The organism is Sedimentibacter sp. zth1 (assembly GCF_017352195.1).
Classification (GTDB): Bacteria; Bacillota; Clostridia; order Tissierellales; family Sedimentibacteraceae; genus UBA1535.
The window spans coordinates 1,954,836-1,974,102 of record NZ_CP071445.1; the positions used below are offsets into that span (position 1 = coordinate 1,954,836).

A 19,267-nucleotide genomic window follows, 5' to 3' on the forward strand; every position below is an offset into this window, starting at 1 on the left:
AAATATATTTTGTCTATAATTTACATATTATAAGGCAATAAATATATTTAGTCTTCAAGTTCTTTAAGTGTTGCTAAATCAGTTCCTTCAGCGTTTATACCTTTTACTACAGCTTCTTCCGTGATAATTAATTCATCACCAGCTATATCCAAAATTTCTTCTGTTCCATCTTCTTTTTTCATCTTAACTCTAACAGTCTTAAGCAATGGATTTGTATCTAGTACCACACCAAACCCCTTTTCTTCCTTTTGTTCGACTTTGTCACCAGCTTGTGGTAATCCTTTTAGGTTTTCTTCATATACTTCATGCTCATAATTCAAACAACACATAAGTCTTGAACAAATACCAGAAATTTTACTAGGATTTAAAGAAAGCTTTTGTTCTTTAGCCATCTTAATTGAAACAGGATAAAATTCACCTAAAAAGGATGAACAACACATTGGTCTTCCACAAGGTCCAAGTCCACCAAGCATTTTAGCTTCATCTCTTACCCCAATTTGTCTAAGTTCTATTCTAGTTCTAAATACTGATGCTAAATCTTTAACTAATTCCCTAAAATCAACTCTTCCTTCCGCAGTAAAATAAAATATAACTTTATTATTATCAAAAGTGTATTCTATATCCACAAGTTTCATATTTAATTTATGGTCACCAATTTTTTTTAAGCATATATCAAATGATTCTTGTTCTTTTCTTTTATTATCCTCATTTTTTTGCTTATCATCATTTGTAGCTATCCTTAAAACTTTTTTCAATGGAGAAATTATTTCTTCTTCTTTTATTAGTTTTGGACCCGTTACTACTTGACCAAATTCAATTCCTCTAACAGTCTCAACAATAACGCTATCACCTTTTTTTATCCACTTTTTATCTGGATCAAAAAAATATATTTTACCTGCCGGTTTAAATCTTACTCCAACTACTTTTATCATAAATTTACCCCTTTCTGAAGTTTTAGAAGCATGTTATCTATAATTAATTTATAATTAATATTATTGTTTACATCTACTCTGGTACTCTGTAAATATAATACTATTTTCTCTATTTCACAAGTGTTTAATTTTGTCGTATATAAATTCAATAATTCCATACAATCACTATTAATTATTAATTCATCAAGTTGATATTTCTTAAAATAAATATCTCTTAATAGTATAATTAATATATCAACAATCTCATCTATATTATCTTTATTTTGTTCAAAGTAATCTTCATAGTTAAATAAAACATTTTTATCCAATGTAACTGTTTTGTCAAATATATTAAAGACTTCTAATCTTTTTTGTAAAATATCATCAGTTCCAGATGCAATATTTTCAGCCTTTTTCAATACTCCTTTAGAATAATAAGCTATAAGATTAGCCTTATTTTTATCAAGATTATATTTTTCTCTAATATATCTAGATAATTTTTCTTTTTCTATATATTTAAAGGTTATTATTTGACACCTAGAATAAATTGTAGGCAACAATAAATTTGAATTTTCTGTTAATAATATTATAACTCTATTGCCCACTGGCTCCTCTAAAGTTTTTAAAAATGTATTGGCAGCTTGCAATGTCATTCTATCACTGTTCTTAATAATATAAATCTTTTTATCACTTTCATAAGGTTTGATATTTATTGATTCTATAATTTCATCAACATCTTCACGTTTAATATTTTTTTCTAATGGTGTGAAAACATGTATATCTGGGTGATTAGAAGTATTAACTTTTATACAAGAACTACACTTATCACATGGCTCACCGTTAAAATTTTTGCATAATAATGATTTTGCAAAAAGCGTTGCCATATCAAATTTACCAATACCGTCTTTTCCTTCAAAAATATACCCATGAGATACATTATTGTGTTGAATAGATTTTATTAGGTATTTTTTTATCTCTTCTTGTCCTATAAATTCACTAAAAAGCATATAGCCCTCCAATTAATACTTATTAAGAACGCAGATTTAGTTTTTCTTTATAACTCCTAAATCTGCGCTGATTTAATTATCTTTAAGTTTAATTTTGTTAAATTTTTTCAAATTTATCCACACCTGTTACAAACACTACTGCTCCACCAACTGTAACTTCGATAGTATGAGGTAAATATCCTCCTACAGTACAACAAGTACTTGGAGGCATAGCTGCTGTAATTTTTTTCTTTGTCTTGCAAATTTTTTTAATTACTTCTAAAACATCATCCACTTTTTCTTCTTCAACACCTATTAGAAGTGTTGTATTTCCAGAACTTAAAAATCCACCTGTTGATGCAAGCTTAGTTGAAGAAAATCCGCTTTCTCTTAAAGATGCTATAAGTTTATTAACGTCATCATTTTGTACAATTGCAATAATCAGCTTCATAGTTATTTCCTCCTATTAATTTAAATTATCTATAATATTTTTAATTTCATTAAATAACTCGTTTGCTTTCTTATCTGCATTAATTGGTACTATCTCGTCATAATAATTTAATATTTCTTTATAACCTTCATATACTTCTCTATGAAATGATAACTTTTCGTTTTCTAGTCTATCTGCATTGTTACTAGATAATTTTCTATTCAAAGCTTTTTCAGGGTCAATATCAAAGAACAAGACTAAGTCCGGTTTTAAGTCATTAGTAGCAAAATCATTTATTAATTTAATTTTATCTATACCTAATTTTCTACCGATTCCTTGGTATACAATACTTGAATAAACATATCTTTCGCTTATAACAACCTTGCCTTGTTGTAATAAAGGTTTTATTTTTTCAGATACAAGTTGTGCTCTAGATGCTGCATACAGCAATGCTTCAGTATTATATGACATTTCACTGTTATCATTGTCTAAAATTACATTTCTAATTTTTTCACTGATTTTTGTTCCACCTGGCTCGCGAGTAAATATTATCTCTCTTCCTTTTTGCTTATAATATTCACCTATCATACTAGCCATTGTACTTTTACCAGATCCATCTGGCCCTTCAAGTACTATAAAAATTCCTCTCATTTTACAACTACCCTTAACAAATTATTTTCTATTCCGTTTACATTAATACCATTAGCCAATAGCGAAGTAGCATATTCAATAGTTTCTTCCTTGATTATTTCGCCAGGACAAATTAGTGGTATTCCTGGTGGATATGGAATTATGAAATCCGAAGATATTCTTCCTATAGATTTTTCAGTAGTAACAATTTCATTTTTAGAATAAAACGCGTTTTTCATTGACATTTCTTGTGTCAATCTTGGAAACTCTTCTATATAAACTTTACTACTTTTATTGCCCATTTTCTTTGCATCTATATATATTTCTTTTATTGCATCAAACAATTTAGCTATATCCGATGGATCATCAGCAGCTGTAATATATCCTACAATATACATCAAATCGGACATTTCCATTTGTATTTTATATTTTTCTCTTAAAATAATTTCTAATTCCTTACCTGTGATTCCAACATCGTTTAAACTAACGACTGCCCTAGTTTCATCAAACTCATAACAGCCCTCACTTATAAGAAAATCATCTGTTAAAACATTTACACCTAATTCTCTAAGTTCATTTGTTTTAATTCTAAACATTTCTATGTTTTTTTGAAGTTTCTCTTCACCATTTTTATTCATATATTCTATAGCATTTTGTACAGATGCCATTAAAATATATGATGGGCTAGTAGTTTGTAACATTCTTAACATTCTACTTAACTTAGATGTATCAATTCTATCACTACAAACATGTAACACTGAACTTTGTGTCAAAGACGGAAGTGTCTTATGTGTACTTTGTGTTACGATATCAGCTCCAGAAGATTCTGCTGACTGTGGTAACATTTCGCTAAAATTAAGATGGCTACCATGAGCCTCGTCAATCATTAGTATTTTCCCATACTTGTGTACAATTTCAGCTGCTTTTTTTATATCAAAGCATATTCCATAAAATGTAGGATATGTTAATACTACTAATTTAATTTTAGGATAATTTATAAGCATTTGCTCAAGTTTTTCTAAGCTAACGCTGAAATTCAATCCATGTTCTTTATTGAACTCGGGATATAAATATTCTACCTTCAATCCTCCTAATATTACTGCGTTATAAACTGATTTGTGACAATCTCTTTGTACTAAAATAAAATCGCCAGGATTTGTACAAGCCATTATTGAGGAAATAACCCCACATGATGTTCCATTAACAACTATATATGATTGTTTTGTTTTATATGAATCACTTATGAAGTCCAATGTATTTTTTATCATTCCTGTTGGGAAATGCAAATTATCTGTTCCAATTGTCTCTGTTATATCGTATTTGTATAAATTATTTCCTATTTCATCCAAAATATTGGGCTTGTTCTTGTGTCCAGGCATATGAAAACTAGTATCAACCTCTTCTCTATATTTCTTTATGCCTTCAATAACTCCAAAATTAGTTATGTCCATCGTTTTATCTTCCTGTTTTCCTTTCTAATATCCTTATTAATCTTTCACTAGGTTTAAAAACAAATCTATATATCTTATTATTTGTTTCATATTCACAATAATAACAATCCTCGTCTACAAAGCCATAAATAAAATAGTATGTTTTTTGCACGTTAGAATTAGTAATTATATTATCATATTTATCTATAAATTTAATATTTTTTAAGCTTACTGTCAACATATTTTTATTTTGCTTAAATATATGTTTTTGGAAATTAATACAATCCTCACCTAGATTATAAGAATATACAAATAACATTCTCTTGAAAACAAAATACATTACTAAACAATATATTATTAACAAAAAAACACAAATAGTATTTCGATAAATTTCAATATTATTAGTTAAAGTAATAAATATATTTAATATTATAACAGATAAAATACCAACCACTATCATTTCCGTCATGGCACTTTTTTTTCTTTTAAGTATTTCAGATATTATATATTCCATTCTTTTCCTTCTTACGCATATTGACTATTTTTCTTTTCTTATCTTCTTTTCTTTTCTTAGCTATACTTTTTGTTGTTTGCAGAGTTTCAATAAATAAAATTACCATTAGTGCTGTAATCAACAATAGTACAGTTATAATTATTGCTACTTGAATTATCATCTTATCACCATTTAATAATTTAATAAACCATCTAATTTTTTACTATATTTATCAATACTAATATTATATATATTATATAACAGCAGTATTGTATTGTCTATTAAAATTTAAGTGCTACTACGCTTTTGGATAATTAATATTCAATTATATTGTCAAAATAACAATATATAACGTTAAAAGGGTGTTTCTTAAAATACTAATTGCTTATAATATTACTTATCTATTTTCCACTCAATATTGTTAGATTCATTATAGAGTTTTCAACTTCTATCAATTGATTATTGATTTTATTATATTGCTCTAAACTCACTGATTCATTTAGATTATCATCAGCTAATACTATTGCATCATCAAATAAACATTGAAGCCTACCAAGCTTGTTTTGAAGTCTTCTTACCTTTTCAATATCTGCAACTTGCATTGATTTAGGCTCTGAATGTGCATATTTAATTTTTTGAATTACTGATAGCTTTTCCTGTTCTAATTTGTATTCAACACTTTTTTCAGGTATAATACACTCTATATTCAATGTTTTATTTAATTCCTCTGACAAGCTCTCTTTTGAGTCTTTTTCACCGTGAACTATAAATACTTTTTTTGGCTTTTTATCAAAGGCCTTTAACCAATTTATCAAACCATTTTTATCTGCATGACCTGAGAATCCTTCAATTTCATAGATTTCCGCTTCTACATTTATATCCTCGCCAAAAATTCTTACCTTTTTTTCGCCATCTTTTATTTTTCTTCCTAGTGTATTTTCTGCTTGATATCCTACAAATATAACACTCGATTCTTTTCTCCACAAATTATGTTTTAAATGGTGCTTTATTCTTCCAGCTTCACACATACCACTAGCTGAAATTATAATTTTTGGTGTGTTATCAAAATTCAATTCCTTTGATTCATCTGGTGACATTACAAAATGCAAATTTCTAAACTCTAAAGGATTATTTCCACTCACAAGAAATTGTCTGCTTTCATTATCAAATACTTGTGAATTTATTTTGAATATATTAGTCGTTTTTGTAGCTAAAGGGCTATCAATGTATACCGGAATATTTCTTAATTCTTGAGATTCAATAGAATCACCATCATAATACTTATTAAGTTCATATATTATCTCTTGTGTCCTTCCTACTGCAAATGATGGGATAACAATGTTTCCTCCTCTTCTGGCAGTTTTTAAAATTATATCAATAAGTGTAGTGATTTTATTTTCAACTTTTTCATGCAACCTATTACCATAAGTTGATTCCATTATTAAATAATCTGCTTTATCTATTATATTTGGATTTTTTAGTATTGGTTTATCTTCTGTACCTAAATCCCCTGAAAATACTAGTTTGATTGGTTCTGCAGTATTCTCTTCTTTTATCCATATTTCAATAATTGCAGAACCTAAAATATGCCCAGCGTCTGTAAATCTAACAGTTAAATCTTCATCAAGTTTAATCATTTGACCATACAAACAAGTTTTAAAATATTTTATACTATTGATAGCATCTTGTTGAGTATATAGAGGTTCAATATATTCTCTTCCAGCTCTTTTACCTTTTCTATTTAACCACTCTGCCTCTGATTCATGTATATGTGCACTATCTAGAAGCATAATTTCACATAAATCGCACGTTGGTTTAGTGCAAATGATATCTCCTTTAAAACCTCGTTTAACAAGTAACGGTATCCGCCCACAATGATCTATATGGCTATGACTTAATAATAAATAGTCGATTTCAGAGGGATTAAATTCAAATTCGTCAAAATTCATCTGTTCTTCATGTTTGCTTCCTTGAAACTGACCGCAATCAAGCAATATTTTTTTATTGTTAAATTGAAGCAAATGACACGAACCTGTAACTGACTCAACTGCACCGTAAAAATTTAAATTCATAATAACCTCCTGATTTACATATAGTTTTCTACTATTTTATATATTTATTAAAATAATTTTATATTAATTTTTTACATATCATATTTTGAAGTTATTTGTACTGGTGTTAATCTTAATATATTGCAAACTGGGATGATTCCTATTATAATATTCAAGAAATATAGAAACAATATAGTTGCTACTATCGCATACCATGGATATGTAAATGAAATTTCCAATGAAGGTATACTTTCTAAAAATTTTAAAACAGATGTTGTAGCAAGCACTCCTATAAGCGAAGTATAAGTTGATATTATAATATTTTCGAATATAAATAATAATGATATGCTTGATTTTGTTATTCCTAGCAATCTATATACAGCAATATTTTTTATATTCTTTAGAGCATTTGATTTCATTGTAAAATACAATATTACTAAGCACACAATAAATATTGTTAGGGTGATTATAAATCTAGCATTCAGTTTAATACTTCTAGCACTTTTGTATTTTGCTAATTCTTTAGCATAATTATCTGTAACTACAATTTGCAATTTCCCTTTCATTTCTTCTGAAATATAATTTTCAAAATATTTTTTAACTTCTTTTTTATTGTTAGTATAAACTTTAAATGTTCTGTTATAACTTACCAATTCTTTTAGAACATCATCATAGTGTTTATCATTGATAATATAAATAGCCGGAAAATCATTTGGAAGGAAATCTACAATATCAAGATATTTATAATAATTAGTTCTAAATGTTTTTTTTGAAACCTTATATTCATTCTTAACTATAGTTTCATTAGAACCTAGCAAAACATCATCATATGTACCTGGACTGAATGATTGCAAGCTTGATAAACTTGCAACTTGATTGCACCAACCTAACAAACCTAATCCTGCAACTTTATCAATGTATACACTTGATTCATTAGTATCACTTACTCCAACAACTACATATGGTATTACTTTTTTATTAGTTGTAAAATTTTTATTTAACAATGATTGAGGACTATTAAATAAAATTGATAGTAATTTATTATTTTTAATAAATCTATTTGCAATCTGCATATCAATGACAATTTCATTAGGTTTTTCAGGCATTCTACCATATAATATATCATCCTGTTTTAAATGTTCAAGGGGTACATATGTAAAACCAGTTACTATTACTTTTACGCCTTCTACTTGCTTAAATCCACTATAAATATACTCTAAATTTATAGTATTATCTACATAAATTTCCGAATATAAATTACTTTTCTTGAAATCATCATATATCATCTCAAACTCTCTATCTATTTCAGATGATCTAATAAAATCACCTTTTTTAACTTCAACAGTTAAATAGTGAGAGTCATTTGTTACTATAGAACCAATATCAATAGAAGATAATGTCAAAACATCTTGCACTGTTATAGTTAAAAGTATCGCCATAATAACCAAGGAAGCTACTAAAAAAATCTGCTTCTTTCCATACATTTTAATATTACTTATTGCTAATCTAAATAGCTCTCCTACACTTAGCTTAGGTGACTTTACTTGATCAATTTTAGACATACTATAATCTGTGTTTTCAATATCACTTAATTCTATTCTTGGCTTATAATCATCTATCATTTGTTTTTCAGTATCATTTGATAATAACACTACATCAATATTATCAGTACTATTTATAAAAAACTTACCATTTTCAAAAACTATATTAAGATTTAATTTTTTTGTTTTATCATAAGTATAATAATTATATTTCAAATAATCATCATCATTTGAATGCTTGCTTAATTCTTTTAAATAGATATTATTATCATCCACATATGAATAACATTTTTTATCTGTTGACATTAATTCATCACTAATAACCTTACCATCTGAAATTTCAATTATTCTATCAGCAAAAAAATTTGCTAATCTTTTTTCATGTGTTACAAGTACTATAAGACAATTCTCAGAAACTTTTTTAAGTATACTCATTATTTTCATAGTATTTACTTCATCTAAGTTACCTGTAGGCTCGTCCGCAAATATTACTCTAGGGCTTTTGACCAAGGCTCTTGCTATAGCAACTCTTTGTTGTTGACCTCCACTTAACTGAGAAACAAAACGTTTTTTATACTTTATCATACCAACTGCTTCTAAAGCCTTATTAATTCTATCTTTTTTGTCTTCTTCTGTAATTTCGTACATATTTAAAGCTATTTTAATATTTTCATAAACACTTTGCTCACCAAGCAAGTAATAATTTTGAAATATGTAACTATAATTTTTATTTCTAACTTTTTCATAAGTTTTTATGTTTGATTTATTTACAGTTGTGCCAAAAGCATTTATAGTACCTTTTTTAAAGTTATCCAATCCTCCAATTGCATTAACAAGTGTAGTTTTTCCTGAACCACTTTCTCCTAATATGCAAATCATTCCCGTGTCAGGTAATTCTATACTAACATTATTTATAACATGCAACTCATTTTGCTTACTTTTATTGAAATATTTATCTAAATTATTTACCTTTATCATTTCGCGCCTCCTTAATTATCACTAAGTGATGTTATACTGAAATTCTTTTTCAAATATTTATTATAAGAGTTTCCAAGTATCAACAAGACTAACACATTTAATACTACATATATAATATAATGTGACAATTTGTAATATTTAAAAATGTTAATAATATATGTAACATTATTAAGGCAAAGTATCCAAACAATAACCATAGAACATACAATTGCAAACAACTGATATACCAGTAATTCAAAATAGTTTATATAACTAACTATTTTATTATTCATACCTATTAGTTTAAATATAACAAAATCACCTTTTTTGTATTTTAGCAATGATTTAATTATTAAAACTTCTAAGAAAAATATTATGAGTAATGCTGAAAATGATATTAGCAATGTTACAAGTCTTGCTCTTACCTTTTCTTTACTGTAATTTATTGAACCCATCTTATAAGGAATTACAGCCTCATAACCTTTCTGTATTATTGTATCGTATACTTTATCAGCATAAGCATAATCTTCTATATATACGGTTACCTGTTCTGCTATATCCTTGTACATTTTATAAAATGTTTCAGAATTCACTTCTATAATAGTCGCTGAAGATTCATTGAATACATCATAATCTACATCTAAACTAGTTTCTGAAGTTCTTTTGAATGAGTCCAAGATATTTAAATCAATACATGATGTTTTAAAATATGGATCATTTTTCATTATGTTACTTTTAATAGCCATACTAGACCTATTTGTTGGAATATAACCTATTATATTGTACATTTTATATGAAAGTTTTGCATCAGTACCTTCTAATTCATCATTTATTGAATAATTAACAACACCCTCTGCTTTTCTACGATATTTATTTACATAACAGAAATATCTTTCCTTCTGATATGCAGTTGCCGCCATCATACCTGTTAACTTATCTGAAAAGTACACCTGACCAGAATTAGAATTTACCAACCCAACTACTTTCATATCTTTCTCAATATATTTATCTTTTGGCCATTCTTTCTGACATGATAAATAGAATTTTATAGTCGTTCCCAATAATTCTTTATTATTAGAGCTTATCACTACTTCATTAATATCTTTGGGTAACTCTCCACAAGATAAATTGTCTTTATTTAGTAAATTTGATGACATAATGTAGTTATTATAATTTAAGAAAACTATATATGAATCTGTTGGCTTTTCAGAATCATCATCAAAGAATTCTTTTGTATGATAAAATTTTTTGTAATCAATGTCTTTTCTATATGCATAGCACATATCACTTGCTAAATCGTATTTATCAACCCCTACAACTTTATCAACATTATTTAGCCATGCTATGTCCTCATCCGTCATTTCGTCACCATTAGGCTTTCTGACAGATATTCTTTTATTACTACCATTGTAAAAAGCTGAATAACTAAACGTCTTTGCTGTTGTATCATCTATATTACTTAACAATCCCCCTAAGAATATATATGAAGAAAATGCTGTAAACAATAAAAATACAAATAATAATATTACTTTCTTTGGCTGTGATTTTATGTTTAATAACGCAAACTCCCAAGCTGTTTTTTTGTTATTAATCTGTTTAATTGTACATTTCTTTTCATTTTTAGCGTCACATTCTTCCGGCTTAGTACCTATGTTTTTTAAATTTTTTTCTAATACTATATCTGACTGTACCTCACCATCATACATACGTATTTTTCTTGTTGCATAATCTTTCACCTCGTCGAAATTATGTGTAACCATAATAACAAGTTTTTCCTTAGATATTTCATATAGTAACTCTATTATTTGATTACCATTTTCCACATCAAGATTGCCTGTAGGCTCATCAGCTATTAAAACATCGGTTTCTTTTGCCAATGCTCTAGCTATTGATAATCTTTGTTTTTGACCACTCGATAACTGTGAAGCTCTGTTTTTTTCTTTATCTGTCAATCCTACTTTTGCAATAATTTTACGAGCTTTAATCTTAGCCTCTGACTTTTCATAACCTTTAATCAGAAGTGCCGCTAAAACGTTTTCCAGCACTGTATAACTATCTATAAGATTGTAATTTTGGAAAATGAATCCTATACTATTTTTTCTGTATTCTTCCCAATCACACTGGTCATAATGTGATGTTGGCTGTCCATTAAAATATATTTCTCCATCTTCATAGCTGTCGAGCCCACTTATTACATTTAATAGTGTTGATTTTCCACTGCCACTTTCACCTGTTATAGCAACAAAATCACCTTTATTAAATTCTAAGTTTATCTTTCTTAAGCCCAATACAACATTCGCACCACTATTGTAATATTTTGACACATTTGATAATTTTATCATTTTATTCATCCTTTCTGTATTATTTATATAATATTGTAACATATTTCCTTATTATATGAAACAATTATTTAACATAATTCGACAAAAAAAATCCAAACACACATACAGCTTTTATTTAACTGTACATTTGTTTGGATTATAAATTCTTAATAACTATTTTTAGTTTTCCATTTGTCTTGCTAAAAATATACTTGCATTCTTAGCTAATTTTTCTTCTACTTCACCCATTTTAGCGTTTTTATCTTTTGATAGCAGTATAACAGAACCTATTGAATCTCCTTGAACTACTATTGGCGCTATAACCTGTGCACCATAAGCATCAGGATTAAACTCATTAACCGTAATACGTACTGGTTTTGTGTTACCATTTGTAATGTACATTTCTCTTGATTCAATAATTTTTTCAAGCTCTGGGCTTAATCGTTTCTCTGCATAATCTTTCTTGCTGCTTCCTGAAACAGCTATAGCTGCATCTCTGTCTGTTATTATTGCAATATGTCTTGTTGTCTCAAATAAAGACTCTACATACTCATCAGAGAACTCTGATAATTCACCTATTGGAGAATATTTTTTTAATATTATTTCTCCTTCTCTATCAGTAAATATTTCTAATGGGTCCCCTTCTCTAATTCTTAGTGTCCTTCTTATCTCTTTTGGTATTACGACTCTTCCTAAATCATCTATTCTTCTTACAATACCTGTAGCTTTCATGTTTCCTCCTATTTTAAATACGTTTTTATAATAAATTCCTTTTATATCTAATATTATTTGTATAATCGGTAATATTATTCCTACATAATTTATTATTACCCACTTTTTTATTTCTCAATCTTTGATTTTTTGATATATTTATCCAAAAAGTCATTATATTCTTTGGCTTTGAATTGATAAACAAGCTGTTCTCTATCTACACTTTTAAATGTGTCCTTTTTATCTGTTAATTTAATTATATGATAACCATAATCTGATTTTACCGGATTACTAATTTCACCTAACTGCATTTTAAATGCAACCGCTGAAAATTCATATGCCATTTCATTAAAATAGAAATAATCTAAATCTCCACCTTTTTCAGCACTTGGACAAATTGAAACTTCTTTAGCTAATTCTTCAAAATTTTCGCCATCATCTAATCTTTTTTTTACTTGTTCAGCTTCTTCTTCTGTCTCAACAAGTATATGACTTGCCCTTATTTGAGTAAATGAGTCTTTGTTTTTATCAAATAACGCTAATAATTGTTCATCTGTAGGTTCTATATCATTAATATATGCAGATTTAATATTTAAAAACTTAGTTATTAATAATTCTCTTTTTATAGTTTCTACCAAAAAATCTTCAGTAATATCTTTATTTTTTAGAAAATCACTAAACTTTTCTTCATTACCAAATACATCTTTGTATGTTTTGAGTTCTTTATCTATTTCTTCTTGCGTTACTTCGATACCTTCTTTTTCAGCCTCTTCTACCAATATTACTTCAAGAATAAGAGTTTCTAAAACTGTATCTTCTAAATATTGTTGAAAAGTCTTACCTTCTTCCATTTCTTGTTCCCATATGTTTTCGCCATATTGCTCTTCATACATAGCTTTATAATCATTATAAGCCTTATCAAATTGTTCAACAGTTATGACAGTATCATTAACCTTAACTTTAACTTCACTTTCTGCTTCTTTTTTTGTGCAAGACGTAGTTACAAACAGCATACTTACTATTGTTAAGATCGTTATAGTTTTTTTAAATATCATAGTTTGTTCTCCTAAGACTCTTCTTTATTAATTTTAGCATCTAACATACTTTCAAAAACAACTTTTATTTCGTTGAGTATTTCTTCTTGCTCTATTGATTTAAGTTGATATTTTATAACAGGCTCTTTTGAAACATCGAATTTAATTTTATCAGAATGTTTGCTTATTAAATAGTTCATACATTTAATGTCTAAACTAGCATTTGATCTAAATTCTATCTTTAAGATTTTGCCAGATTGAGTTATAGATATTACTCCTAGTTTTATACATAATGTTTTAATATATGCAACCTTTATTAAATTATTTACTTCTTTTGGAATTGTACCAAATCTGTCGATAATCTCTTCAGTTATATCTAAAACATCTTCTTGATTTGATATTGCGGCGATTTTTTTATAAATATCAATTTTTTGCTCTTCAATTGAAATAAACGACGATGGAATATAGCCATCTACACTTAAATCTACTGAAATTTCTGTTTCATCTTCATTTATATTTTCGCCACTTAGTTTTTTAACTGCTCTTTCTAAAAATTTAACATATAAATCATATCCTATAGCTATCATATGACCATGTTGCTCAGATCCAAGTATATTACCGCATCCTCTTATTTCTAAATCTCTCATAGCTATTTTAAAACCAGAACCAAATTCGGTAAACTCTCTAATAGCTTTAAGTCTCTTTTCAGCAATTTCTGTTAAAACTTTGTTTTTTTCATATGTTAGATAGGCAAAAGATGTCTTATTAGATCTTCCTACTCTACCTCGTAATTGATATAATTGTGATAGTCCAAAATTATTAGCATTATCTATAATTAGAGTGTTCGCATTAGGTATATCCATACCAGTTTCAATAATAGTTGTACATACCAACACATCATACTCTTTATCTACGAAATTGAACATTACATTTTCTAATTCTCTTTCATGCATCTGTCCATGGCCTACTACAACTCGTGCAGTTGGTACTAACTCTCTAATTTTTCTGGCAACACTTTCTATATCAGTTACTCTATTGTGCACATAGTACACTTGACCATCTCTAGATAACTCTTTTTCAATTGCATCTTTTATCAATCCATCACTGTATTCGATTACATACGTTTGAATAGGTAACCTATCTCCTGGTGGTTCCTCAATCAAACTCATATCTCTGACGCCAATCATTGACATATGCAATGTTCTTGGTATAGGTGTCGCAGATAATGTTAACACATCTATATTAGCCTTTAATTGCTTAATTGCTTCTTTATGTCTTACTCCAAAACGTTGTTCTTCGTCTATTACCAGCAATCCTAAATCCTTGAATTTAATATCCTTTGACAATATCTTGTGTGTACCTACTACTATATCTATTAATCCTTTGTTCAGCGCTTCAATGATTTTTTTCTGTTGTGAAGAAGTTCTAAATCTACTAAGCATCTCAGCTTTTATAGGAAAACCTCTAAACCTATCAATAACACTAGAATAATGTTGTTGAGCTAATATAGTTGTTGGTACCAATATTGCAACTTGCTTACCATCCATTACAGCCTTAAACACCGCTCTTAGAGCAACTTCTGTTTTACCAAAACCTACGTCACCACATAACAATCTATCCATCGGCTGTTGCTTCTGCATGTCTTTTTTGATTTCTTTTATACACTTTAATTGGTCATCTGTTTCTTCAAAAGGAAATTTATATTCAAAATCTTTTTGCCATTCTGTATCCGGAGAAAAAGAATATCCTTTTAATAATTTTCTTTTTGCATATAATTCTAATAACTCTTGAGCCATATCTTCGATTGCTTTTTTAGTCCGTTCTTTGACTTTAACCCAATCTTGGCTACTCATTTTATTAATTTTTGGAGTTATTGAATCAGAACCAATATATTTTTGTATAATAGATAATTGGTCAACTGGTACATAAAGCTTATCCTGACCTCTGTATTTTACACATAGATAATCTTTCTTTATATTTTGTACATTTAGTTTTTCAATTCCTACATATTGTCCAATACCATGATACTCATGTACAACATAGTCTCCAACCTTCAAGTCGGAAAATGTTTCAATTTTGCTTTTTTTGGACTTTTTCTTTAATTTGTGTTTCTTTTTAGTTGTTCCAAATATTTCGTTTTCAGTTAATAATAATATTTTAACCTCAGGCAATTCAAAACCTTTTTTAATATCCCCTGTGGATATTAAAATTTGTCCCGACATCTGAGCATCATTTTCTACTGATAACATTGTGCTACAATTATGATCGTTCAAAATACTGTGAAGTTTTTTACATCCTTCATTATTACTAAGTACAATAACTGTTTTGTAGCCTTTATATTTGTATCTATTTAAGTCATTTGAAAGATCTTCCATCTTTCCATAATAGGATGTAGCACTTTTTGATATTATTTGACAAATATCATCAATTTCGAAATTCCTATTTTGCTTAATTAAAGCATTATGATACATCAAATTCTTACCTTTTAGTTTCTCTAATATATCAGTTTTACTAAAGTTAATACTACTTTGTTTGAAAAAGGCCTCACCTTTTTCAAACAGTTCAGTGTATTTCAAATTAAAGCTTTCCATTGCTACACCCAATTCTAAATACACTTTATCAGGTTCTATAAGAATAATTACGTCCTTTTCGTCAAAATAGTCAATAATACTTTCAAACTTATTTTGAGAAAATGGTAATATTAAATCTTTATTGCCAAATTGGAACTTTAAATTAAGATTAGAATCATAACTACCATATAATTCTGTTAGTGTATCTCTTATTTTTTTGCTTTCAGAAATACTTTCTAACTTTTTATATCTTTTGTCATAATCTTTTTTTAATTCTTTTTTTATTACTTCTACGTCTTTTTCATCAAAAAATACATCACTACATGGTAATACAACAAGTTTTTTTTCGTTTTTAATGGATCTTTGTGTTTTAACATCAACAAGTCTAATAGAGTCTATCTCATCATCAAAAAACTCAACCCTATATGGATTTTCGTTAGACAATGAAAATATATCAATTATGCCACCTCTAACACTGAATTGGCCTTGTCCTTCTATTGCATCAACTCTTTCATATCCTAATTTAATCAGATTTTGTATAATACTATCGAAGTCATAGTTCTTACCGTATTCCAATTTTAATATATTTTTCTTAAATTTACCTTTAGGAATAATTTTACTTACCAAAGAATTTACAGAAGCTGTAACTATTAATTTTTTATTATTAATTATTTTGTTAATAACATTTACTCTTTTATGAACATCTTCTTTACTAAGAGCATCTACATTATACATAATCAGCTCTCTTGAATTAAATAGCTCAGCATTTTTTGTATAAGCACTTATATATTTATTTATCTGTTTAGCTTTAAAATCATCACTGGTAATTATAAGAATTTTATTCAATGTACTTTCATTTAAATTGCAACACAAATATGCCAAACCTTCTTCATTTAATCCATAAATTAATTGTCGTTTTTGGCTATTAATGTTTTCTACTACTGTATTAAACTTATCAGTTTTTTGAAATTGTGCAAACAAAAATTTATCCATTTTCACTCCAAAACAAAGCATCAAAAACGTAATGATTACCTCTAATTACGTAAACATTACCGTTAAATCGTTTTATTAAATTTCTCCATTGCATGATTTAATCCATTATTAATTATGTCTTCTGATGCTAATGCTGCATTTTCTATAGTTTCATCTATTAGTTGTCTTTCTTCTTTATTAAATCTTTGTAGAACAAAATCAGCTAGGTCCATATTAGGATTTGTCTTTTTACCAATTCCAATTCTAATTCTTTTAAAATTATCCCTTTGCAATTGATAAATAATTGACTTCATACCATTATGTGTTCCACTACTACCATGAGGTCTTATTCTTAATGCACCTAATCCTATATCTATATCATCATACATTACTACAATATTTTCCATTGGAATTTTATAAAATCTCACTATTTCTGCAACAGCATTTCCACTTAAATTCATGTAAGTCAACGGTTTGAACAATATTATTTTTTCACCTTTAATTGCATATTCACCATAAACAGCATTAAATTTCAATTTATTAAGGCTTACATTATTTTTATCTGCCAAATATTCAATTGCATCAAATCCTACATTATGCCTTGTACCAACATATTCTTTGCCTGGGTTACCCAGTCCAACTATTAAATACATTTTATTCCTCTTTTGCTTATTATTCCACTTACTAAAATCTGCCTTTACCTTTACCTGGCTTATTTACTTGACGTGCTCTAGCTATAGCTAAGGTCTCTTCTTCAACATCGTCTGTAATTGTAGATCCACAAGCCACATAAGCTCTTTCTTCTAAAGTTACAGGAGCAATTAAATTAGAATTGCTTCCGACAAAAGCACCATTTTTAACTATTGTTTTATGTTTTTTTATACCATCATAATTTACAAAAACAACACCACATCCGATATTTACTTTACTTCCTACTTCTGCATCACCTATATATGACAAATGCGAAGCTTTTGTATTATCATCAATAGTAGAATTTTTAACTTCAACAAAATCACCTATTTTTACATTTTTTCCAAGTTTTGTTCCTGGCCTTAAATATGCAAAAGGTCCAACATTAGTATTATTATCTATAAAAGAATCTATAACTTTAGAATTATCTATACTAACACCATTTTTTATTTCAGAATTTATGATTCTCGTATTTGGGCCAATTATGCAACCTTCGCCTATTATGCTTTTTGTTTCAATTATTGTTCCCGGATATAAAATTGTATCTCTACCAATAACAACGTCAGCATCTACATAAGTTGCGCTTGGATCTATCATAGTTACACCATTTCTTAAGTGCAATTCATTAATTCGTTCCTGCATTAATTTATTTACTTCTGCTAACTGAACTCTATCATTAACTGCCTTTATTTCTCTTTCATCATTAAGAGTAAATGCACCTATTTTATATCCCATTGCTCCTAAAATTTTAACTGTATCAGTTATATAATACTCATTTTGAGAATTATTAGTATCTAATTTTAATAAAGCTTCTTTTAATAGTTTGCCATTGAAACAAAATATACCTGTATTTATTTCTTTTATCTTGATTTGCTCATCATCTGCATCTTTTTGTTCAACAATTTTATCAACTGTACCATCTAGATTTCTAACTATTCTTCCAAGACCTACAGGATTATCAAACATACATGTTAGTATAGATAAAGCATATTTACCATTTTCATGATACTCTAAAAGATTTTTTATTGTTGCAGCTTTTATCAATGGACCGTCACCACATAATAAAACTACAGTATCTTCATCATTTATGTACTCTTTTGCACACATTACTGCATAACCAGTACCATAAGGATGTCCATTACCTATTGGTTGCTCCGTTAAAACTACATTTTCATTTTGCAAACAATCTTTAACTTGTTCCTTGCTATGACCTAATACTACAACATTTTTATCAATACCAGCTTTTTCTGTTGCATCAATAACATATTTAACTATTTCTCTTCCACAAACTTTATGTAAAACTTTAGATACCGATGATTTCATTCTTGTACCCTCACCTGCAGCTAAAATAATAGACATATACATAATTAAAGCCTCCTAAAGCTTAATTTTTAGTTCTTGTATATAATACTTTAATTATATTACAATTTCAAGTGTTTTTTGTAATAAAATGATTTTTTTAAAATATTTATTGCATTATATAAAATTTTGCTACATTTTATACAATACATTGTAATATTTTGTACTTACAATAATTTTA

15 protein-coding genes are annotated in these 19,267 nt (G+C 27.7%); all 15 read right to left on the minus strand.

Going from position 1 to position 19,267, the window contains the following annotated elements; translation table 11 throughout:
* Positions 1-47: 47 nt before the first annotated feature.
* The 15 genes from JYG23_RS09505 to glmU all read right to left on the minus strand — a co-directional run bounded on the left by JYG23_RS09505 (position 48) and on the right by glmU (position 19,095).
* Entirely contained in the window at positions 48-932 is an 885-nt protein-coding gene (locus JYG23_RS09505) for a stage 0 sporulation family protein (RefSeq protein WP_207235443.1), read from the minus strand.
* Positions 929-1,918 (minus strand): DNA polymerase III subunit delta', encoded by a 990-nt coding sequence (gene holB, locus JYG23_RS09510; protein ID WP_207235444.1) that lies wholly within the window; start codon positions 1,916-1,918, stop codon positions 929-931. The genes JYG23_RS09505 and holB overlap by 4 nt, the downstream gene beginning before the upstream one ends.
* Before the next feature lie 97 nt (positions 1,919-2,015).
* Positions 2,016-2,348, minus strand: a complete 333-nt coding sequence (locus tag JYG23_RS09515) for a cyclic-di-AMP receptor (protein ID WP_207235445.1) — start codon at positions 2,346-2,348, stop codon at positions 2,016-2,018.
* Positions 2,349-2,363: 15 nt separating this feature from the next.
* Entirely contained in the window at positions 2,364-2,978 is a 615-nt protein-coding gene (gene tmk / locus JYG23_RS09520; RefSeq protein ID WP_207235446.1) for a dTMP kinase, read from the minus strand.
* Positions 2,975-4,408: an aminotransferase class I/II-fold pyridoxal phosphate-dependent enzyme gene (locus JYG23_RS09525; RefSeq protein ID WP_207235447.1), complete on the minus strand. Its 1,434-nt coding sequence runs from the start codon at positions 4,406-4,408 to the stop codon at positions 2,975-2,977. Before JYG23_RS09525 ends, tmk begins: the two co-directional genes overlap by 4 nt.
* Before the next feature lie 4 nt (positions 4,409-4,412).
* On the minus strand, positions 4,413-4,901 hold the full coding sequence (locus tag JYG23_RS09530; RefSeq protein ID WP_207235448.1) for a hypothetical protein: 489 nt from the start codon (positions 4,899-4,901) through the stop codon (positions 4,413-4,415).
* Positions 4,882-5,061 carry a hypothetical protein gene (locus JYG23_RS09535; protein ID WP_207235449.1) on the minus strand — a complete coding sequence of 60 codons (180 nt, stop codon included), beginning with the start codon at positions 5,059-5,061 and terminating at the stop codon, positions 4,882-4,884. The genes JYG23_RS09530 and JYG23_RS09535 overlap by 20 nt, the downstream gene beginning before the upstream one ends.
* A 220-nt stretch (positions 5,062-5,281) precedes the next feature.
* On the minus strand, positions 5,282-6,952 hold the full coding sequence (locus JYG23_RS09540; RefSeq protein WP_207235450.1) for an MBL fold metallo-hydrolase RNA specificity domain-containing protein: 1,671 nt from the start codon (positions 6,950-6,952) through the stop codon (positions 5,282-5,284).
* A gap of 71 nt (positions 6,953-7,023) precedes the next feature.
* Complete coding sequence (locus tag JYG23_RS09545) at positions 7,024-9,450, minus strand: ABC transporter ATP-binding protein/permease (RefSeq protein ID WP_207235451.1); 2,427 nt, start codon at positions 9,448-9,450, stop codon at positions 7,024-7,026.
* Between the two features lie 11 nt (positions 9,451-9,461).
* Positions 9,462-11,771 carry an ABC transporter ATP-binding protein gene (locus JYG23_RS09550; RefSeq protein WP_207235452.1) on the minus strand — a complete coding sequence of 770 codons (2,310 nt, stop codon included), beginning with the start codon at positions 11,769-11,771 and terminating at the stop codon, positions 9,462-9,464.
* 159 nt (positions 11,772-11,930) lie between these two features.
* Positions 11,931-12,482 carry a stage V sporulation protein T gene (gene spoVT / locus JYG23_RS09555; protein WP_207235453.1) on the minus strand — a complete coding sequence of 184 codons (552 nt, stop codon included), beginning with the start codon at positions 12,480-12,482 and terminating at the stop codon, positions 11,931-11,933.
* A gap of 107 nt (positions 12,483-12,589) precedes the next feature.
* Positions 12,590-13,516: a peptidylprolyl isomerase gene (locus tag JYG23_RS09560; protein WP_207235454.1), complete on the minus strand. Its 927-nt coding sequence runs from the start codon at positions 13,514-13,516 to the stop codon at positions 12,590-12,592.
* Positions 13,517-13,527: 11 nt separating this feature from the next.
* A complete protein-coding gene (gene mfd / locus JYG23_RS09565; protein ID WP_207235455.1) occupies positions 13,528-17,058 on the minus strand; it encodes a transcription-repair coupling factor in 3,531 nt (1,176 codons plus the stop codon).
* Positions 17,059-17,120: 62 nt separating this feature from the next.
* Positions 17,121-17,690, minus strand: coding sequence for an aminoacyl-tRNA hydrolase (gene pth, locus JYG23_RS09570; RefSeq protein ID WP_207235456.1), 570 nt, complete (start codon positions 17,688-17,690; stop codon positions 17,121-17,123).
* Between the two features lie 31 nt (positions 17,691-17,721).
* Entirely contained in the window at positions 17,722-19,095 is a 1,374-nt protein-coding gene (gene glmU, locus JYG23_RS09575; RefSeq protein WP_207237995.1) for a bifunctional UDP-N-acetylglucosamine diphosphorylase/glucosamine-1-phosphate N-acetyltransferase GlmU, read from the minus strand.
* Positions 19,096-19,267: the final 172 nt, after the last annotated feature.

Coding starts and splice junctions, on each gene's coding strand:
- JYG23_RS09505 (WP_207235443.1), bottom strand. CDS start 932: ATGATAAAAGTAGTTGGAGTAAGATTTAAACCGGCAGGTAAAATATAT.
- holB (WP_207235444.1), bottom strand. CDS start 1,918: ATGCTTTTTAGTGAATTTATAGGACAAGAAGAGATAAAAAAATACCTA.
- JYG23_RS09515 (WP_207235445.1), bottom strand. CDS start 2,348: ATGAAGCTGATTATTGCAATTGTACAAAATGATGACGTTAATAAACTT.
- tmk (WP_207235446.1), bottom strand. CDS start 2,978: ATGAGAGGAATTTTTATAGTACTTGAAGGGCCAGATGGATCTGGTAAA.
- JYG23_RS09525 (WP_207235447.1), bottom strand. CDS start 4,408: ATGGACATAACTAATTTTGGAGTTATTGAAGGCATAAAGAAATATAGA.
- JYG23_RS09530 (WP_207235448.1), bottom strand. CDS start 4,901: ATGGAATATATAATATCTGAAATACTTAAAAGAAAAAAAAGTGCCATG.
- JYG23_RS09535 (WP_207235449.1), bottom strand. CDS start 5,061: ATGATAATTCAAGTAGCAATAATTATAACTGTACTATTGTTGATTACA.
- JYG23_RS09540 (WP_207235450.1), bottom strand. CDS start 6,952: ATGAATTTAAATTTTTACGGTGCAGTTGAGTCAGTTACAGGTTCGTGT.
- JYG23_RS09545 (WP_207235451.1), bottom strand. CDS start 9,450: ATGATAAAGGTAAATAATTTAGATAAATATTTCAATAAAAGTAAGCAA.
- JYG23_RS09550 (WP_207235452.1), bottom strand. CDS start 11,771: ATGATAAAATTATCAAATGTGTCAAAATATTACAATAGTGGTGCGAAT.
- spoVT (WP_207235453.1), bottom strand. CDS start 12,482: ATGAAAGCTACAGGTATTGTAAGAAGAATAGATGATTTAGGAAGAGTC.
- JYG23_RS09560 (WP_207235454.1), bottom strand. CDS start 13,516: ATGATATTTAAAAAAACTATAACGATCTTAACAATAGTAAGTATGCTG.
- mfd (WP_207235455.1), bottom strand. CDS start 17,058: ATGGATAAATTTTTGTTTGCACAATTTCAAAAAACTGATAAGTTTAAT.
- pth (WP_207235456.1), bottom strand. CDS start 17,690: ATGTATTTAATAGTTGGACTGGGTAACCCAGGCAAAGAATATGTTGGT.